The sequence below is a fragment of the Pedobacter westerhofensis genome (assembly GCF_900182595.1).
In the GTDB taxonomy this organism is placed as follows: domain Bacteria; phylum Bacteroidota; class Bacteroidia; order Sphingobacteriales; family Sphingobacteriaceae; genus Pedobacter; species Pedobacter westerhofensis.
Genome location: NZ_FXTN01000016.1, coordinates 63,005 through 83,230, shown reverse-complemented (window position 1 = coordinate 83,230; position 20,226 = coordinate 63,005). Strand labels below are relative to the sequence as shown.

Below are 20,226 nucleotides of genomic sequence, written 5' to 3'. Positions count from 1 at the left end.
GATTATCTGTAAAGATCGTAAATTTTTAAACGTAAATACCTGTTAACGGCAAAGGTTGTGCTGATGGCTGTGATAAAGATGCCAACGCCCACTAAAAAGAGAAGCACAATACCAAATTCTGTATAATTCCGCAGGATTACAATTTCCGGGATTTCTTTTTGTGCGTAAAATAAAAGGCCCAGCAGGATGATTACCGCAATAAATGATGCGATCAGTCCGTGCAGCATGGCCACCAAAATATAGGGTTTACGGATAAAGTTCTTGGTAGCGCCCACCAGCTGCATACTCTTGATGATAAAACGCTGGGAGAAAATCGCCAGTCTGATCGTATTGTTGATCAGGGCAATGGAGATTACCAGTAAAATGGCTGCGAAACCCAGTACAATCAGTCCGATGGTGTTGATGTTCTGGTTTACCATGTCGATCAGTGAACTCTGATAGATCACTTCTTTCACTACCGGGTTTTTGCTGATATTGGCTTTAAGGGCATCAATGCTTTTGTTGTTCGCGTAATCGGCCTTTAGATACACGTCTACCGTAGATAACAAAGGGTTATAGCCCAGGAAGTTTACAAAATCCTCACCCAGGTCTTGCGTAAGGTTTCTTGCTGCGAGTTCTTTATTTACATACTGCGTTAGTTTCACGGCAGGATTGGCATTCAGCTCTTTCTGAAATTGGAGTACGTCTGATTCTTTTGCGCCCTCATCCACAATAATGTTTAATACGATATTCTCCTTTACATAGTTGGAAAGGTTTTTCGCATGTACCAGTATCAGTCCCAGTACACCCAGCATCAACAGCACCAGTGTGATGCTGAATATGGTAGAGATATAGATGGTTTTTGTTTTCTTAGAAGCATCGCTAACTTCAAATTCTTCCATGGTATTTATTTATGTTCTGCGAAAATAAAAAAATATAAGCAATAAAATTAATTATATGCCTTTTAAACGGTTAAACTGTATTGTATCGTATGTTATTGAGCTCTAATCCAAATTCTTTTGATAACCTTTCTGAAACACCCTTTATTTAGTTATTTTCGCGCTGTATTAAGGAATAGTAGTAAATGGATTACCAATTTAAAGAAATAGAGCAGAAGTGGCAGCAGTTTTGGGCAGAGAACCAAACGTTTAAAACAGAAAATAATTCTGCAAAACCTAAATTTTATGTGATGGATATGTTTCCGTACCCTTCCGGGGCGGGTTTACATGTAGGTCATCCGCTGGGCTATATTGCATCTGATATCTTTTCAAGATATAAAAGAATAAAAGGTTTTAATGTACTGCACCCGATGGGATATGATTCTTTCGGACTGCCGGCTGAGCAATATGCGATACAAACAGGTCAGCATCCCGCATTAACAACCGAAACAAATATCAATACCTACCGTCGCCAGCTGGACCAGATTGGGTTCTCGTTCGACTGGAGCAGGGAAATCCGTACCAGTGAAGCTGATTACTACAAATGGACGCAGTGGATCTTTATGCAGCTGTTTAACTCATGGTATAACCTGGATACGGATAAAGCTGAGGACATCATTACGCTGATCGAAAAGTTTAACGCATCCGGCAGTGCCGATGTGAGGGCAGTATGTGATGAAGAGGTGAAAACTTTTATGCCGAGCGACTGGGCAGCGATGACTGCCGAAGAAAAACAGGAAGAGCTGCTGAAATACCGCTTAACTTATCTGCGTGAAAGTACCGTAAACTGGTGTGCTGCGCTGGGAACAGTGCTTGCAAATGACGAAGTAAAGGAAGGTTATTCTGAGCGTGGCGGCCATCCCGTAGAGCAAAAGAAGATGATGCAGTGGAGCATGCGTATTTCTGCCTATGCTGAGCGTTTATTGCAGGGACTGAATACAATCGACTGGCCGGAGCCTGTAAAGGAAATGCAGCGGAACTGGATTGGCAAGAGTGTTGGTGCCAGTGTGCGTTTCAGGATTGAAGAAAGAGACGGTGCTGAGGTTCCTGCGGATTATATCGAGGTTTTTACCACACGTGTAGATACCATCTTTGGGGTTTCTTACCTGGTTCTGGCTCCTGAGCATGAATTGGTTCCTTTTGTAACTACAGAAGCACAGGCCGAGGATGTTAAAAATTATATCGCACAGACCAGGAAAAAGTCTGAGCTCGATAGGATGGCGGATACAAAAACTGTTTCCGGAGCATTTACCGGCAGTTATGTGATCAACCCGGTAAGCGGTGAGCGCGTACAGCTTTGGATTGCCGATTATGTACTTGCAGGTTATGGTACCGGTGCAGTAATGGGCGTGCCTAGCGGTGACCAGCGCGACTGGCTTTTTGCCAAGCATTTTGGCCTGCCTGTAGTGCAGATCCTGGACGGACAGAAAGATATTGATGTTCAGGCCGACAGCACCAAAGAGGGTTTGTATATCAACTCTGGTTTTATCAACGGAATGGCCTATGCCGAAGCGGTAAAAACGCTGAACGCCTGGCTTGAAGAGATGAAGGTGGGCAAGGCTAAAATCAATTACCGCATGCGCGATGCGATATTTGGCCGCCAGCGTTACTGGGGCGAGCCTATTCCTGTGTATTTCAAAGAGGGCATCCCTTACCTGATTAAAGAAGAAGAACTGCCGCTCGTTTTGCCGGAGATCGATAGATACCTGCCAACGGAAACCGGCGAACCTCCTTTGGGAAGGGCTGAAGACTGGAGCTATGAGGATCAGTATAGCTATGAGTTAAGCACAATGCCGGGTTGGGCAGGCTCCAGCTGGTACTGGTACCGCTATATGGATGCGCATAATAAAAATGCTTTTGCATCAAAAGAGGCAATTGATTACTGGGAGAACGTGGATCTGTATATCGGCGGATCTGAACATGCTACAGGGCACTTGCTGTACAGCCGTTTCTGGAATAAGTTTTTGAAGGATCTTGGTTATGTAAATGAAGAAGAGCCTTTCAAAAAACTGATCAACCAGGGCATGATCCAGGGACGCAGTAATTTTGTGTACCGTGTGATCGAAGCAGATGGCAGGGCTACCAATACTTTGGTTTCCCATGGACTGAAAGACCAGTACAAAACTTCTGCATTGCATGTAGACGTGAATATTGTTGACAATGAGATCCTGAATATTGAGAAGTTCAAGCTTTTCAGACCTGAATTTACTGATGCAGAATTTATCCTGGAAAACGGGAAATATATCTGCGGGGTAGAGGTCGAGAAAATGTCTAAATCCAAGTTTAATGTAGTGAACCCTGATGTGCTGATCGGTAGTTATGGTGCTGATACCTTAAGGATGTACGAGATGTTCCTGGGCCCGCTTGAACAAAGTAAACCATGGAATACGAACGGCATCGAAGGGGTGTTTAAGTTCCTGCGCAAGTTCTGGCGTTTGTTCCATAACGATGCATGGGAATTAGCTGTCAGCGACGCTGAGCCAACCAAGGCGGAGTTAAAAGCTTTGCATAAGATCATTAAAAAGGTACAGGAAGATATTGAACGTTTCTCGTTTAATACTTCGGTATCCAGCTTTATGATTGCAGTGAATGAACTGACAGATCTGAAATGTAATAAACGTGCGGTGCTGCAGGATCTGGTGATCGTGCTTTCGCCTTATGCGCCGCATATTACTGAGGAGCTTTGGTCCTTACTGGGCAATAAGGAAAGTTTATCTTTTGCGGAATATCCGGTGTTTAATCCGGCGTATATGGTGGAAGATGAGTTTAGTTATCCTGTATCTGTGAACGGTAAAACAAGGCTGAACCTGAATCTGAGCCTAACGCTTGAAGCTGCTGCGATTGAAGAGATTGTGCTTGCTGATGAGCAGGTGCAAAAATACCTTGATGGTAAAACCCCGAAGAAGGTGATTGTTGTGAAGGGACGGATTATTAATCTGGTGGTTTAACGGGGTACGGTCCAAATTAGCTTAATTTTTAACAGGAAGATCCACAATATGTGGATCTTCCTGTTAATATGATTTCGATTATTTTTTCAATTCAGCGCGGACTTTTGTCACATAAGCTACATCTACTTCTGCAACATCTGCCGCCTCTTCATCTGATAGTCCTAATTTTAATATCAGGTTTTCAACAACAGCATGGCTCTTCTTTTCTTCGCCTTTCCGATATAAATAATCGTTTTCTTCCTTATAGAATGTGCTTATAGATTCCATAGCTTTTTCTAATTGTGGTTTAATACTATTGCGTAACTGTACAAATATACGCAATTGTCTAAAATATCTGCTTTTCTCAAATCACTTTTTGCAGTTGATTGAATGCCATCAACAATTGATTTTACTGCACTGTAACTATCATCCCTATCAAACTTAGCTAATATTCCTAACATCTTTACTTCAGGATTGTCGGATTTCAGGAATACTTTAAAGTTCGCCTCTGACAGTTTAATTAGGGTAAAATCGTATTTATGATGATCGGTATTTAAGTAATTGCGCATCAGGGGATCGGTATCCCCCATAAAAATAACATATTGCTTAATAGGGAGTTGGTATTTGCGCATCAGCATAATGCTGTATTCTGCCATGCGGTATACCATTTCTTTTTCATCCTTCAGTGGAAACTCAACATGCAAAACATAGGTGTTCCCGCTTAAATCAGTTATTTTCTTTAAAGCGTCTGGTTTTCTTTCTTTAGTATGCTGGATATCATCAGGCAATTCTTCACTAATAAGAACGTCTAACGCAAGGATATCTCTAATGATTACCGGGAGTGTAACTTCAAGATTTTCCTTTATGATCTTGTCATACTGGTTAACCTGTTTCCTGCTATTGCTTTCCGCTTGCATTCTCCAAAGTTAAATAATTTATACAATTAATATATATTAAGTAAATAATTATTACAAAGGTTTAATTAATGGCTGTATATTTCTTTAAACGATGTTTTTGTTTTTATAGCTCTTCTAAATAGTTTTGTTCTTCCATTTGACATTGCATGCGCTGATGTATTGGCACTGTCCCAGTTTCCCGGATGATCCCCCCAATGGACTGCGGGGAATTAACCCATACATAAAAAAAGAGATGTGATAAATCAAGACCTTCTGCTGCGTTTCAGCAGCAGGCAGTCTTGATTTATCACATCTCTTTTTTTACCCCTGTAAATTCCCTAAAGGAAATCTACTGCAGAATCCACATGATCCCGTTAATATCATCATTGCCGCCAAACTGGCTTTGCAATGCCTTATTGTAATTGGTAGTATTGGATGTCCTTTCCACTGAAGGATACTGGAACCTTATAGCGATACGTGTTCCGTTACCTGTACCCGGCCCTGTTGTAAAGGTAGGTACACCGGTTCTGCGGTAAGTGAAATACGACTCTAAACCAGAATGGCGGAAAAGTGCAATATATTTCTGTTGCAGGATCTTAGTCAGTCCTGCGCTGCCGGCGGCATATTGTACCAGAGACTGCGCGTAGTACGCTTCAAAATTTGCAGTGATACTATAGTTGTCATAGTTGGATGACTTGGTTACATCCGTTGAACCCGGACGGTAGAAATACGCAATGAAGATACCATTGTCTGGTATTCCGTATCCGGTCATCGAAGCCTTGATACCTGCTCTGTAGTAAGTAGCAGCATCACCTGTTGCCCAGCCGCGATTAATCCCTTCGGCAATGTTGAACTGCTCTTCTGCATAACCGATTTGTATTGTAGGCTCGCCCGTGAAAGTAGAGTAATAATGCTTTCTGTTGATGAAGGAGTATTTCTGAGCACCTGCATTGTTGTACATTGTACTCAAATCCTCACCTGCATCAGCTCCGATAAAGGAAGCAAAATCAGTTGGGCTTTTCTTCAGGTTATCCACTGCGTCACGTGAAGGCTCAGCAGTTACAAAAACCCTTGGATCTTTCAGCTGTGTAAGCAGGCTGATATAGGTAGCAGATGTATTTTTACGTGAGCCACTCTGACCAAAGTTATTAGGATTTGAGGGGTAAAAATTACTTGGAGTAACATAAGTATACTGCAAATTATCATCTCCGCTGATCATCAATGGATATTTGGAAGGATTATTCACAATTGATGCAAACTGTGCTGCAACGTTCAGGTCTGCATCAGCAGTTTTTTTGCTCAGCTGAACCAGCAGGCGAAGCCTTAGCGCGTTTACCGCTTTCTGCCATTTGCTCAGGTCATTGCCATAATAGATATCGTTGGCTAATGCAGCACCCTCTCCGGAACCTCCGGCAGTAGGATTGGCAATCAGCTGGGTCATGTCTGCATTGGCACTTTCAAGCCAGGCTAATGATTGTACCATAACGGCTTTTTGCGTGTCATAGGCAGGTTCCAGCGAGTTGAGCCCCTGCAAGGCCTGCGACATTGGGATATCGCCCATTTCAAGGCTCATTTTGCTAAAGAAATAGGCTTTGAAAAACTTGCCTACAGCTTCATAAGGGTTAACAGCAGCACCACCGGTGTTTGCCGCTGCGGTTTCCATGGCGGCTACGTTTTTTAATACCGTGTAATAATCATCTCCGCCGCCAAAGTCATACCTGTTGTTTCCATAGTAGTCATAGTTGTACAGATAGTACTGGTCATAAACCTCCGGCATTTTTTCAGGAAGATCAGCCATGCTGTTGAGTACCCCGTTAAAAAGGAGCGAAGCAGGTACGGTAGAAGGCTTATTGTTATTTTCTGTTAAGTCGTCAAAACTCTTTTTACAACTTGTTGCTGCCAGTAAAATCAATAGGGGCAGGATGTATATTTTAATGTTTTTCATAGAATTAGAATGACAGGTTTAAATTGAAACCATAGCTGCGTACTGTTGGCGACTGTAATCCGGTCGAGCTGGTAGCATAATTATACTGATCAAGGTCTACATCCTTAAATCTCTTGTCTTTATAGAAGTACAGCAGGTTACGCCCGTAGATGGATGCTGATGCTTTTTTGATAAAAGATTTCTCCAGGAATTTTTTTGGAAGGTCATAACCCAGTGTTACTTCGCGCAGTTTAGCATAGGTCTTGCTCATCAGGTTGGCTTCGTCAGCATTGTAATACGTACTAACGTATCCCTGTACAAGTGAAGCTTTGGTGTTCGGCGCATATTGCAGCTCGTTATAGTTGAGTACCGCACCTGTGGCAGAGTTGTAGTTGATTGATTTACCGTTTGAAATCACTACACCTTCACCAACATATGAACCTGTGTAGCCGTCCTTACCGTAGTTTAACCAATCCTGGTAACGTGCTGCACCAAGTGCGCCTTCGGCAGTTTCGATGTTGCTACCGCCACGCATGGTTTTGTTGTGCATATAGTCGATAATCTTTCCGCCTACCGAACCATCAAACTGGAAGCCTAAGCTCAGGCTTTTGTATTTGAAGGTGTTGGATATACTCCACGCAAAGTTTGCATTCATATTTCCCAATAGTTGTGAAACAGGATTGATTAATGGTTTTCCTGAAGCGTCATTGATGATTTGACCGTCCGGAGTCCTTACAAAGGCAGTACCGTATAATTTGTCGGTACGGTCTCCTACCTTAAAGAAGGTTTTGTAGATGTCCTGTCCCGGAGGCAGTTCTTTGTATACCTGTTTATACGTAGAAACATTCACCATCACATCCCAGTTAAAGCCTGTAGAGGTTCTCACCGGTGTTCCTGTTAACGATCCTTCGTAACCAGTTTTCTTGGTCTTCAGTGCATTGATATATTCAATTGTGTAACCTGTACTTGTAGAAATTGTATTAGCTAAGATCTGTGGGCCGTCAATATACTGAAAAGCCGTACCGCTAAAACCTAACCTGTTTTTCAGGAACTTGATATCAAAACCCTCTTCATAGTTTAAGCGTGTAGAAGTTTTAATGCCATTCTGGAAAAGGTAATCAGAAGCGTATCCTGCTGCCTGGCTGTTATAAGGCTTGGTAGATGAATAAGAGCTAACCAAAGAATAGTCAGGTCCATTGTATGGAGAAGCATAAGTTGTTCCATATCCCAGCGGGTTATAGAATAAAGGATTGTCGCCTGATGTTGTCCCGCCAAGTACAGAGATCGAGTTATACGGAGCCGGGCCGATTGTGGTAGACGTTGCGTCGGATTTGATACTTGAATAAGATACGCGGCCTTTCAGATAAGAAATCACTGATGGCAGTTTGATATAATCAGATACTACTGTTGCCAGGGATAAACTTGGGTAGTAATACGTAGTAGGGGTAAGGAATGCAGAAGATTTATCAATACGTCCTGTACTTGATAATGTAGCGTACTTTCCAAAACTTGCATCCAATGAATAGTAAGCACTCATTACACGCATCTGTGAGTTAAAGCTGGTAGATTGTACCGCATTTTTAGAGTTACTGAAAGTATATACTTCCGGCACACTTAAATAATCTGTTGAAGTCCAGCTTGAGTTGTATTTAAAGTTCCTCATGTTTCCGCCGACCACACCTGAGAGGTTCAGGAAGTTTTTCACCGTGTAATCGTAGTTTACCATTACCTCAGTATTGTTGTCAAACAGATCGCGGCGGTCTTCGCGGTAATCTCCCTGGTTTCCTTCACGTCCGTAAGGGTGGGCAGAGTAAGGCAGTTTCTCGGTACGCAGGATGTTGTAAGTATCGATCTGTGAACGTAAAGTAGCGTTCAGGTGATCATTGATTTTATAGTTTCCGGAAAAGTATCCGTAAAGGTCATTTTTATAATGACCGCGGGTCCATTCTTTGACCAGCAACCATGGATTGTGATAACGTGTATATTCGGCAAATTGTGATTGTACACCTTCCTTTCCCGGTTGCCAGATGGCTTTGATATCCGGGGCATTCACGTCCCAGTCGGCACCGGTCCACACAGCAAGGTTATAGATGATACTGTTTGGGCCATACTGAACATCAGGAAAGTTATCAGTAGTTTGTCTGTTAAAATCTACGTTAGCTTCAAATTTCCAGCGTTTGCTTGGAGTAAATGCAGCATACATGTTCAGGTTGGCAATATCCAGGTATTGTTCAGGGATATAGCTCGACTGATGTTGCTGTGAAGCAGAAAAACGTGTAGTGTAGGTATCTCCTGTCGAAGAGAGGGAGATGTTGTTGTTGGTCTGATAACCTGTTTGCAGGAAGTTGTTTAAGTTATTTGCTCCCCGGGCCGTATATGGAGTAGCTGTGCGTACACCATTGACTACCGGACTGTCATACTGAGGGATCAGCTGACCGGCAAAGTAAGGTCCCCAGATATCATAATCGGCATCCACACCACCCGGTGCACCACCTTTACCATCCACAAACTGGTACTGCGTGTTTTCACCCGCACCATAAGAATGCTGTACCCTGGGGAAAGCCAGGAAGCCTTTGTTGATCACGGTACTGCTGTTGAAATCAACGGCCAGTCCTTTACCTTCTTTATTGGCTTTTTTCGTGGTAATCAGGATCGCTCCGTAAGAAGCGCGGTTTCCATACAATGCGGCAGCTGCAGGACCTTTTAAAACGGTATAGCTTTCAATGTCGTCAGGACTGATGTTGTACGTATCTGTATTGATCGGGAAACCATCTACCACATATAATGAAATGGTATTTCCCCTAAGACTTACATTTGGTGAACCCAGCAGCTCTGCTGAGGGGCCAACGGATAAACCTGCCACTTTACCGATCAATCCGGTGATCGGATTGGCATCGCGTGCGGTAGTCAGGTCGCTGCCCTTTACGGTTTGGGTAGCATAACCGATGCGCCTGATTTCTTTTTTAATACCCAATGCGGTAACTACCACCTCGCTCAGCTGACTGCTGTTGCTGATCAGGTTTACCGTTACAGTAGTATTACCTGTAATCGTCACCTCTTTCGGGTCGTAGCCCACCGAGCGGAAAACCAGCACCTGGCCCGAAGCGGCAGAGATGGTAAAACGGCCATTGCCGTCGGTGGTTGTTCCTTTGGTTGTGCCCTTTAGCACAACGCTGATGCCGGGTAAGGGCTGATTTGTTTCATCGTTAACCGTACCTGTTATTTGCGATTGCCCAAATGATATCATTGGAGCGATGCAAATCAACAGCACAGTTATCAAAGTTTTTAGCGGCTTGTAAATGTGTTCCATCTGCTTGTCTTTATTTGAGAAATGAAGTATTATTTGATACAGCAATACTAAACTTTGTTTATTATTTGTAAACCAAGATTAGGTTAAGTGTATCTTAAGATTTCATGTCCTCACCGTTAAGCAGGCGGCTTCTGGTAATAAATTACAGATAAATATTTTACAATGGCTTAATGTTAGAATAGTATATTAAAGTTCTGTATTGGATAAATGTTTTATTGACAGTTGTTTTAAAAAGGTAATATTGTTAACCTCCATATGGGTTTCTTTGGCCTTATCATCAAAGTAACGCAGCTGGATCATGAGTTCTGCATCGGGATGCGCTTCAAACGCTGCGCCTTCCTCAGCGCTCATTCTGCCGCCCTGAAATTCTAAGGTAACCTTACTGGCGTCGGAAAGCTTTTCGTAATATTTCGGGAACTTATAAGTAAGGTATCTTTTAGCGATTACATGGCTTTGCACCAGTTGTGTAAGGCGGTCGGAGAACCCTTTTTCAGAAAGATATTCTGCACCCAGCTTTTCGTGGTCTACTGCGCCCATACCGTCCATGCTGGCCGCATCATCGCTTGCGCAGAGATGGCCGATATCATGGAAGAACGCTGCAAGAATAACCTCATCATCATGCCCGTCTGCGGCTGCAAGTGCTGCGGCCTGCGACATATGTTCCAGCTGGGATACGGGTTCGCCGATATAATCTTCATCCCCATGTTTTTCATAAAGGGCAAAGATTTCGTTAACAATGATTTGGGCGTTGCGTGCAGATACTGTCATGAGCTATTTGTTTTTAGCAAAGGAAAATTCCCCATGTTATGTAATTGTTAACTCAGTGATATAAAATCTAGGCATTTCGATCAACTTCTTGTATTGCAATTGATTGTCATTTTGATTTGATTTCAGCCTTAACCCTGCAATGTTGTGCTGCCCCGGATTATTTTATATTTTTGCGGCCATTCATAAGAATATATGATTTAGGCTAAGGTCTGCATCAGCATCTGCCAGGATACAAATATGCTGATGCAAACCAAAGTAAACTGATAATAAAAAAGCTGATGAGAAGTGATGTACTGATACAGATTAGTAACCGGATAAAAGAACGCAGGCGCGAAATGAATATTACAGTTCAGGAGTTGTCGCTGAGGGCTAATGTAAGTAAGGGATTAATTTCACAGATCGAAAACAGCCGTACCATTCCCTCCTTAATTGTACTGATAGACATCATCAAAGCACTTGAAATTGACCTCAATTCTTTTTTCAAAGACATCAGGTCTAAGGAAAGCCAGTCGCCCGTATTGATTAAACGCAGGGCAGACTATGATCATTTTGAAAAGGAACATGCTGAGGGCTTTTTATACCAGCGGGTTTTCACCCAGTCCTTTACAGCATCTACGGTAGACATCGTTATCCTTGAGCTGGAGCCTAATGCCCAGCGCCCCCTGGTACAAACTGAAGCTTTTGAATATAAATATATTTTGCAGGGCAAGGTAGAATATCAGTTCAATGAAGAAAAGTATGAGCTTAACCAGGGGGACTCTATGCTATTTGACGGCAGGATTCCGCATACCCCGCGCAATTTAGGCCGCCAGACGGCCAGGATGCTGGTCGTTTACTTTTTTGAAGAAAAGAATTAAGGTGATATTTAATCATATCTTAATGTTTACTTAGTTCAACCTTAATAAACAAAGTTTAGTATTGCTTAACATTTAATAAGCAATATATGTCTGTCAAATTAGCGGTTTTTGATCTTGCCGGTACTACGGTTAAAGACAACAATGATGTAAGCAAAGCCTTTCAGTCGGCCCTGAACAAATTCGGGTACAGTATACCTCTTGAACTGATTAACCCAATCATGGGTTATGAGAAAACGGAGGCCATTACCAAAATGCTGCATACACATGAACCGGAAAGCTCAAAGATTACTGCGGATCTTGTCCGCGATATCCACCGTGAATTTGTGCGGACAATGATTGATCATTATAGCTTTAGCGGAACCATTGAACCATTGCCAAACGTTGAAGAAACCTTTGCGGCATTGCATGAAAAAGGCATCCGCATAGGGATCAACACCGGTTTTTCACGTGATATCGCCGATGCCATCATTAACCGCCTGCAATGGCGCGAAAAAAACCTGATTGATTTTCTTATCGGTTCTGATGAAGTTAAACAGGGCCGCCCTTTTCCCTTCATGATCGAAAAAATCATGCAGGAAGGCAATATTGAAGATGCAAATGACGTGGTAAAGGTAGGGGATACTGAAGTGGATGTGCGCGAAGGACAAAATACAGGCTGCCGTTTTGTGATCGCCCTAACAACGGGCGCTTTCAGCAGGGCTGAACTGGAACCTTATCACCCAACCCATATCATTGATAATATAGCAGAAGTTCTGGAAATCATCAAAGGCTAAGTAGATGCAGCTGATGAGCCATCTCAAAGCCAGGGTTGCCAGGTGGCCCTATGGTTTGCTTTCGGTAATGGCTGCCCTGGCGGCATTCGGAACTTATACCTGCATGTATGCCTTTCGCAAAGCATTCGCTGCGGGTACCTACAGCGGGCAACAGTACTTTCATATCGACTACAAAGTATGGCTGGTGATCGCCCAGGTATTGGGCTATACGCTCAGTAAATTCTACGGAATCCGTTTCATCGCCGAGGTTAAGCCAGAAAACCGGGCAAAGAGCATCCTGGTGCTGATTGGAATTTCCTGGCTGGCTTTACTGGGCTTTGCACTGATCCCTGCCCCCTACAATATCACAATGCTATTCCTGAATGGTTTTCCGCTCGGGATGATCTGGGGTTTGGTATTTGGTTATCTGGAAGGGAGAAGGTCAACAGAGTTTATGGCTTCCGTCATGTCTATCAGTCTGATTTTTGCTTCGGGTTTTGTAAAAACAACCGGGCGGACGCTGATGGACCACCTGCATGTGGGCGAATATTTCATGCCATTTTGTACAGGAGCATTGTTTGTTGGTCCCTTGTTGTTATTCGTATTTTGCATGGAGCTGATGCCGCCGCCTACACAAAAAGACAGACAGCTGAGGGCAGAACGTGTACCAATGTCGGCCGCCGAGAGAAAAGGTTTCTTAATCCGCTTTCTTCCGGGGATTATCCTCACAGTGATCATTTATGTGATGCTCACCATGATGCGCGACATCCGGGATAACTTTGAAGTAGAGATCTGGACGGGCATCGGTATTAAAAGCAATACCATCTATACGCATATTGATACGATCATTTCAGTGATTGTACTAACTTTAATCAGCCTGCTGATCCTGGTGAGGAAGAACCTGCTCGCTTTTAGCCTGATCCATATGATGATTATCGGCGGCTGTATCCTTGCCGGAATTTCTACGGTACTGTTTGATTTGAAACTGATTGATCCTGTCAGCTGGATGACCATGGCGGGTTTAGGCCTGTATTTAGGATATGTGCCCTACAATGCCATATTTTTTGAACGCATGATCGCCTCTTTCAATTATAAAAGTAATGTGGGCTTTGTGATGTATGTGGCCGATGCAATGGGATATCTTGGCAGTATCAGTGTTTTGCTGGTGAAAGAACTGGTTAAACCGGGGATTAGCTGGGACCAGTTTTTCAGACATGGATTGCTGGTGTTGTCGCTGATAGGCGGGATTGGAGGGATCCTGTCGCTCCTTTACTTTCTGCAAACGGCAAATAAAGAACAAAAAGACAAGCGTAAACTTAAATTATATACAGCATGAGTAAACGATCTGCCATAGTGATTGGCGCTGGCATAGTAGGGCTGGCTACTGCAAGGGCACTGGCCATCAGAGGTTACCAGGTAAAGATTGTTGAGCGTAACGAACGGGCAGTGGGTGCTTCCATCCGTAATTTCGGGATGGTATGGCCCATCGGTCAGCCCGCAGGACCTTTGTTTGAACGGGCAATGCTCTCACGGAGTATCTGGAAAGAAATCTGTGAAGAAGCTGGTATCTGGCATGATGAAGTAGGCTCGCTGCACATCGCCTACCATGACGATGAACTGCAGGTAATGACGGAATATGCCGAAGCAAACCAATCCCTGCGTGATTGCAGGCTGCTCAGTATAGAAGAAACTTTAAAAAAATCACCGGCAGTAAGACCGGATGGACTAAAAGGAGCTTTGTGGAGCGGTACAGAGATGATCGTGGAAGCCAGGGCAGCCATTCAGCAGGTAGCAGATTACCTTAGCGGTAGATACGATGTTCAATTTTACTGGAACACAGCAATCAGCCGGATTCAGCATCCTGCGGTGTTTGCCGGACAGCAAAGCTGGGAAGCTGATGAGATCTTTGTGTGCAGCGGAGCTGAATTTGAAACGCTCTACCCTGAGTTGTACAGCGCCGCAGAAATCACCAAATGCAAATTGCAGATGATGCGTTTGCAGGCACAGCCTGATGGCTGGCGGATTGGCCCATCGCTCTGCGGCGGACTGTCTATGATCCATTATCCGGGCTTTCAGTCGGCAGCCTCCTTACCGGCATTGCGCAGGCGTTATGAAGAACAGTACGCCGAGCATCTGAAATGGGGCGTACATGTGATGGTCTCACAGAACCATACCGGCGAACTTACCGTGGGCGATTCTCATGAATACGGACTGGTGCATGATCCCTTTGATAAAGATTTTATCAACCGCATGATCCTGGATTATCTCCAAACTTTTACAAGTTTAAAAAACAGTAAACTCATCCAGACCTGGAACGGTATCTATCCGAAGATGCCGGGTGGAAAAACCGAGTTCATTCTGGAAGCGGAACCCGGAGTGATGATCATTAACGGAATGGGCGGCAACGGCATGACGCTGTCATTTGGTTTATGTGAGCAAGTTGTTGCAGAGCGTACCAATATTTTATTATAATTTCATATCCTGGTCATACCAGATACTTATTTTTCCCTTATGGACAACCGGAGAGAATTTATTAAAAAAGCAGCACTTTTATCCGGTGCTGCAGGTCTTTACAGTGTACTTCCGTCATCAATTCTCAAAGCGATGGCCATTGATCCCAAAGCAGGGAGTACCTATATGGATGCAGAGCATGTGGTGATCCTGATGCAGGAAAACCGGTCTTTCGACCATTGTTTTGGTACGCTCAAAGGTGTGCGTGGTTTTAACGACCCGCGTGCCATTGATCTTCCCAATAAAAATAAAGTATGGATGCAAAGCAATGCCGCAGGAGAAACTTATGCACCATTCCGCTTAAATATCAAAGACACCAAATCTACCTGGATGAGCTCCCTGCCGCACAGCTGGGCAAATCAGGTGAATGCCAGAAATGACGGTAAGTACGATCAGTGGCTCAATGTAAAACAATCAGGCCATCCGGATTATAAAAAGATGCCGCTAACGCTGGGATACCATACCCGGGAGGATATTCCTTTCTACTATGCCATGGCTGATGCCTTTACGGTATGCGATCAGAATTTTTGTTCTGCACTTACAGGTACAAATCCGAACAGGTTATATTTTTGGTCGGGCACCATTCGCGAACAACAGAACGAAAACTCAAAAGCCAATGTCTGGAACGATGATATGGATTACGGTACACTTAAATGGAAGACTTTTCCGGAAAGGCTGGAAGAGAACAACATCAGCTGGAAATGTTATCAGAATGAAGTGGCCATCGATGTGGGATTTAAAGGTGAGGAGGAATCATGGTTATCAAATTTCCAGGATAACCCCCTTGAATTTTTCTCACAGTATCATGTGGACCTGCACCCTAAACATCTGGAGCAGCTCAAAAAACGCCTGCCGGTTTTAGCCGCAGAGATCGAAACACTGAAAGGCGAGCTGGCTGCGCTCAGGCCCGGAGATGCACATATCGACCATCTGCAGAAACAGCTGAACCAGAAACAGCTGGATTATAAAAATAAGGAACAGCTCCTTGAACCGGGGCAATTTGACCAGCTGCCCAAACACGAGCAAAGTATACACTCCAGGGCATTTGATACCAACAAAAATGATCCTGATTATCATTTGGTAACAGACCTGGCCTACAATGATAACGGCATCCCGCGCACGATGAAGGTGCCAAAGGGCGATGTCCTTCACCAGTTCAGGGCAGATGTGAAAAACGGGAAGCTGCCAACGGTATCCTGGATCACTGCTCCCGAAAATTTCTCCGATCATCCAAGTGCACCATGGTACGGTGCCTGGTATATCTCTGAAGTGATGGATATCCTGACGAAGAACCCTGAAGTGTGGAAAAAGACGATCTTTATCATCACCTATGATGAAAACGATGGTTATTTTGATCATGTGCCACCGTTTACAGCACCTCACTCACACAAAAAGGGAACAGGAAAAGTCTCCGAAGGAATTGATACGCGTGTAGAATACGTGACGCTGGAGCAGGAACTGGCCAGAAAAGATTTCCCGGAGAAGTTCGACCGTGAATGTGCAATCGGACTGGGATACCGGGTCCCGATGATCATTGCCTCGCCCTGGAGCCGCGGCGGTTATGTGAACTCGGAGGTCTTTGACCATACCTCCACGCTGCAGTTCCTGGAGAACTTTTTGTCAAATAAAACAGGTAAGAAAATAGAAGAACCGAATATCAGCGACTGGCGGCGGATGATCTGTGGGGATCTCAGCTCCGTATTCAGGCCGGATACCGGAGAAAAAATAGCCCATCCAGAGCCGATCGCCAAGAATAATTTTCTTGAAGGTATCCATAAAGCGAAATTTAAAAAGCTTCCTTCAGATTACAAACTGCTTACGCAGGAAGAGATTGCCCAGATCAACAGGGACCCGCAGTCTTCACCATATATGGCAAAACAGGAGCCCGGAATCCGTCCTTCCTGCGCATTGCCTTATCAGCTATACGCAGAAGGTAAACTCAGCGCAGATAAAAAATCATTTGAAATAACATTTGATAATAAAAATCAGGTGTTTGGCAGTAAAACCGCAGGAGCGCCCTTCAATGTATATGCACCGGGTAAATATATGAATATCAATAAACCTGGTGTGCTGGAGCAGGTGAGGACCTGGGCTTACGGACTAAAAGCGGGTGATACCATCAGCGATAACTGGCCGCTGTCTGAATTTGAGAACGGCATCTATCATCTGCGGGCGTATGGCCCCAATGGTTTCTACCGTGAGTACATGGGGGATGAAAAAGATCCTGCTGTTCAGGTGTCGGTAGCTTATGAGCATGACGGCAACAGAGACGGCCTCAGTGGAAACATCGCGATTAAGCTAGCAAACGCGGCTTCAGAAGATCTTGCGTTGGAGATTACAGACCACGGTTATAAATTAAATAACCACACTAAAATAGTAAAAGCTTCACAGACAGCAAGCCTGATCTTAAACCTGAAGAACAGCCATGGCTGGTATGATTTCAGTGTGAAAGTAAAAGGAAACCATAATTTTACAAAGCGGTATGCCGGACGTGTTGAAACCGGTAAAATGAGTTTTAGTGACCCTTTTATGGGCAGGATGATAGTTTAACTTTTTTTTTAACCGGCAGATTTCCTGCTTTCACCGGCAGTTTTCTTCCGGCGGCAAAAAAAACAATTTTTGATAAGCGTAACAAATTTACATTTGCAGAGACTAATCAGACATAAAAACTATTAACGCTACCTAAATGAAACGAATTTTACTATTATTAGCTGTCCTGGGATTGATGCAGAACGCACAGGCACAATTTGGCCTTGGCGGCGGAGGGCAAAAGATAACCATCACCGGAAGGATCACCGCCGTCATTGCAGACTCCGCTACAAAAGCCCCTATCGACTATGCTACGATATCCCTGGTCCGCGTAAAGGATAATAAATCTGTCAATGGTGCAGTAACTGATGCAAAAGGAAAGGTAACGCTCCAGAATGTTGCTCCCGACCAATATAAGCTGTCTATTGGTTTCATGGGCTATAAGAATAAAACGGTGATGTTAAAAACAAGTCCGGAGAAGCCTGATCTCAACGCCGGTACGATCTACATCTCCGGCACGCAGAGCGATCTGAAGGAGGTGGCTATTGTGGGCAAAACCCCAATGATCGAAAACAAGATTGATAAGGTGGTATACAATGCAGAGCAGGATGTAACCACGGCGGGGGCAAACGCCAGTGACGTGATGCGGAAAGTTCCTATGGTTACGGTAGATATCGACGGCAACCCTACGCTGCGCGGAAGTGCGGTGCGTGTGCTGATCAATGGCAAGCCATCCGGAACGATGTCTAATAGCGTATCTGATGCTTTAAAGATGATCCCTGCGGAAGAGATCAAAAGCGTTGAGGTAATCACCAGTCCTTCTGCAAAGTATGACGCAGAGGGTGCCGGCGGGATCATCAATATCATCACCAAAAAGAAAACTGCCCAGGGCATCAACGGAAATGCAAGTGTATCTGCGGGAACCCGCCAGAACAATGGCAATTTTAGTTTGAATGGTAAAAAGGGCCGTTTAGGGATAACCAGTAACTTTGGCGTTCAGTATGCAATCCCGCAGGATACAAAGGTGGTGCTTGTAAATGATAATTATACGGCCAATACATCGCTGGTGCAGGACGGATTTACCAAAGCCAAAAGATATGGCTACAATGGTAGTGTAGGACTGGATTATGATATCAATGCTTACAACAGCCTTTCTACAAATATCAAGTACAACGATTTTACTACCGGGTCTGACGGAAGCCTTGGCGTCATCAGCAGGGTAGTGGATACAACAGTAAATTACAACCGTTTCTCTAAAAATAATATGAGCTTCAAAAATGTAGACTGGAGTGCTGATTACAGAAGGACTACAAAAAAAGAAGGAGAAGAGTTTACTGTTTCGGGACAGGCAAGCTTTGGAAGAAATACGAGCGACTACAATACGTACAATATTTTCCAGAATGGACAGACCAGTGTTCCTGTTATCGGAGACAACACAGGTAAGAACAATGAGTACACGGTGCAAACAGATTATACCTACCCATTTAGTAAAGGTGTAATTCTGGAAACAGGTTTAAAAGGTATTTTCAGAACGATCAAAAGTAAATACGAAAGCAGCGAACAGGATTTTGATTATAACCAGGATGTTGGCGCCGCCTATGGTGTGCTGAGCTTTAAACTGGCAAAAACGATTGATGTTAAAGGTGGATTAAGAGCTGAGTATACTGATATCAGTGGTGTATCCGGATCCTCCCTGAATTTTAATAACGATTATTTTAACCTTTTCCCAAGTGCAATCATCTCTAAAAAGATGAAGGGCAACTCTACGCTGAAGTTAAGCTACAACAGACGTATGCAGCGTCCAAGCTTAAACTACCTGAACCCCTTCCTGAACAGGACAGACCCGCAGAATCAGTCGCAGGGAAATCCCAGCCTGAGCCCGGAGCTCACCGACCTTGTTGAACTGGGTTACTCTACTTTTATCAAAGGATCGGTGATCAATGCTTCGATATTCTACCGTTCTACAATGGATGTGATTGAAAGTATTTATGTGCCGGACCAAAAACTGACCACCTACTCCAACGTAGGTAACAACAGGTCTTATGGTGCCAATGTATTCGGGTCATACAATCCCTTGCCTAAATGGACTTTAATGGGAAACTTTAGTGTAAGTACTTATAATGTAAGGAATTCTGATAGTGGGGTAAGTACTGGTAACTATGCAAACTATACTGTTTTTGCCCGTTCAGCCGTTGCCTTTACCGGCGGCTGGAACACAGAGGTTTTTGGTGTATATAACGGAAGAAAGAAAACCTTCCAGGGGACTTCCGGTGCAATGGCTTTTTATGGCGGTGCCTTCAAGAAAGATATCATGAAGAAACAGGCAACTGTTGGGGTGAATGTGCTTAATCCCTTCAACAGGGACCTGCATATCCGTACAGAAAATAAAGGGGCAACCTTCCTGCAAAGTACCAACATCTATTATCCACTGCGCTCTTTTGGCGTAAGCTTCAGCTACAAGTTTGGAAAGGTTACCTTCTCGCAGCCTAAAAAGAAAAAGGGCGTGAATAATGACGACCTGAAACAGGACGAAGGTGCCGGTGGAATGGGCGGAGGAGTGCAGCCTAAACAGTAAGATTGGTTTTCTCAGTGTTCTACAGTTGATAAAGATCTTATTATTTACATGTTTTTTGGAAAAGAACTTTTAACTTAAATGTCTGCAAATTCCTGTAGCTTCATATAATTCTGTTAAGATGTATAAAACTATTAACTTGCGTTTCATTCAAATTAATCAGGATGTTGCCACTTCTTCAATCAATTTCTGAAATTTCACGTGTAATTGATACCAGCGGAAGTATGCCCGTTGTTGTGCTGGCTAGTGATTTGGAAGAGTAG

13 protein-coding genes are annotated in these 20,226 nt (G+C 43.8%); 7 read left to right on the top strand and 6 right to left on the bottom strand.

Features of this window, described 5'->3' with window-relative positions; all coding sequences use genetic code 11:
- Positions 1 to 2: 2 nt before the first annotated feature.
- A complete protein-coding gene (locus FN831_RS25325) occupies positions 3 to 881 on the bottom strand; it encodes a cell division protein FtsX (RefSeq protein ID WP_142531009.1) in 879 nt (292 codons plus the stop codon).
- 182 nt (positions 882 to 1,063) lie between these two features.
- Here FN831_RS25325 and leuS point away from each other — a divergent pair, with 182 nt between their 5' ends.
- Positions 1,064 to 3,865: a leucine--tRNA ligase gene (gene leuS, locus FN831_RS25320; RefSeq protein WP_142531008.1), complete on the top strand. Its 2,802-nt coding sequence runs from the start codon at positions 1,064 to 1,066 to the stop codon at positions 3,863 to 3,865.
- 78 nt (positions 3,866 to 3,943) lie between these two features.
- Here leuS and FN831_RS28200 read toward each other — a convergent pair whose 3' ends face one another.
- From FN831_RS28200 to FN831_RS25300, 5 genes are all read right to left on the bottom strand, one after another.
- Positions 3,944 to 4,132, bottom strand: a complete 189-nt coding sequence (locus tag FN831_RS28200; protein ID WP_246101759.1) for a hypothetical protein — start codon at positions 4,130 to 4,132, stop codon at positions 3,944 to 3,946.
- Between the two features lie 8 nt (positions 4,133 to 4,140).
- Positions 4,141 to 4,761: an RpnC/YadD family protein gene (locus tag FN831_RS25315; RefSeq protein WP_246101757.1), complete on the bottom strand. Its 621-nt coding sequence runs from the start codon at positions 4,759 to 4,761 to the stop codon at positions 4,141 to 4,143.
- Between the two features lie 328 nt (positions 4,762 to 5,089).
- A complete protein-coding gene (locus FN831_RS25310; protein ID WP_142531007.1) occupies positions 5,090 to 6,685 on the bottom strand; it encodes a SusD/RagB family nutrient-binding outer membrane lipoprotein in 1,596 nt (531 codons plus the stop codon).
- Positions 6,686 to 6,689: 4 nt separating this feature from the next.
- Positions 6,690 to 9,974 carry a SusC/RagA family TonB-linked outer membrane protein gene (locus FN831_RS25305; RefSeq protein ID WP_142531006.1) on the bottom strand — a complete coding sequence of 1,095 codons (3,285 nt, stop codon included), beginning with the start codon at positions 9,972 to 9,974 and terminating at the stop codon, positions 6,690 to 6,692.
- Positions 9,975 to 10,160: 186 nt separating this feature from the next.
- Positions 10,161 to 10,742 (bottom strand): HD domain-containing protein, encoded by a 582-nt coding sequence (locus FN831_RS25300; RefSeq protein ID WP_142531005.1) that lies wholly within the window; start codon positions 10,740 to 10,742, stop codon positions 10,161 to 10,163.
- Between the two features lie 278 nt (positions 10,743 to 11,020).
- Here FN831_RS25300 and FN831_RS25295 point away from each other — a divergent pair, with 278 nt between their 5' ends.
- The 6 genes from FN831_RS25295 to FN831_RS25270 all read left to right on the top strand — a co-directional run bounded on the left by FN831_RS25295 (position 11,021) and on the right by FN831_RS25270 (position 19,966).
- Positions 11,021 to 11,599, top strand: coding sequence for a helix-turn-helix domain-containing protein (locus tag FN831_RS25295; protein ID WP_142531004.1), 579 nt, complete (start codon positions 11,021 to 11,023; stop codon positions 11,597 to 11,599).
- A gap of 86 nt (positions 11,600 to 11,685) precedes the next feature.
- Positions 11,686 to 12,372 (top strand): HAD hydrolase-like protein, encoded by a 687-nt coding sequence (locus tag FN831_RS25290; protein ID WP_142531003.1) that lies wholly within the window; start codon positions 11,686 to 11,688, stop codon positions 12,370 to 12,372.
- A 13-nt stretch (positions 12,373 to 12,385) separates the two neighbouring features.
- Entirely contained in the window at positions 12,386 to 13,687 is a 1,302-nt protein-coding gene (locus FN831_RS25285) for a DUF5690 family protein (RefSeq protein WP_185960602.1), read from the top strand.
- Positions 13,684 to 14,823 carry a TIGR03364 family FAD-dependent oxidoreductase gene (locus FN831_RS25280; protein ID WP_142531001.1) on the top strand — a complete coding sequence of 380 codons (1,140 nt, stop codon included), beginning with the start codon at positions 13,684 to 13,686 and terminating at the stop codon, positions 14,821 to 14,823. The genes FN831_RS25285 and FN831_RS25280 overlap by 4 nt, the downstream gene beginning before the upstream one ends.
- Before the next feature lie 39 nt (positions 14,824 to 14,862).
- The gene (locus FN831_RS25275; RefSeq protein WP_142531000.1) at positions 14,863 to 17,412 is read left to right on the top strand and encodes a phosphocholine-specific phospholipase C; all 2,550 of its coding nucleotides are present in this window, start codon (positions 14,863 to 14,865) and stop codon (positions 17,410 to 17,412) included.
- A 136-nt stretch (positions 17,413 to 17,548) separates the two neighbouring features.
- Positions 17,549 to 19,966: an outer membrane beta-barrel family protein gene (locus tag FN831_RS25270; RefSeq protein ID WP_142530999.1), complete on the top strand. Its 2,418-nt coding sequence runs from the start codon at positions 17,549 to 17,551 to the stop codon at positions 19,964 to 19,966.
- The last annotated feature ends 260 nt before the right edge of the window (positions 19,967 to 20,226 follow it).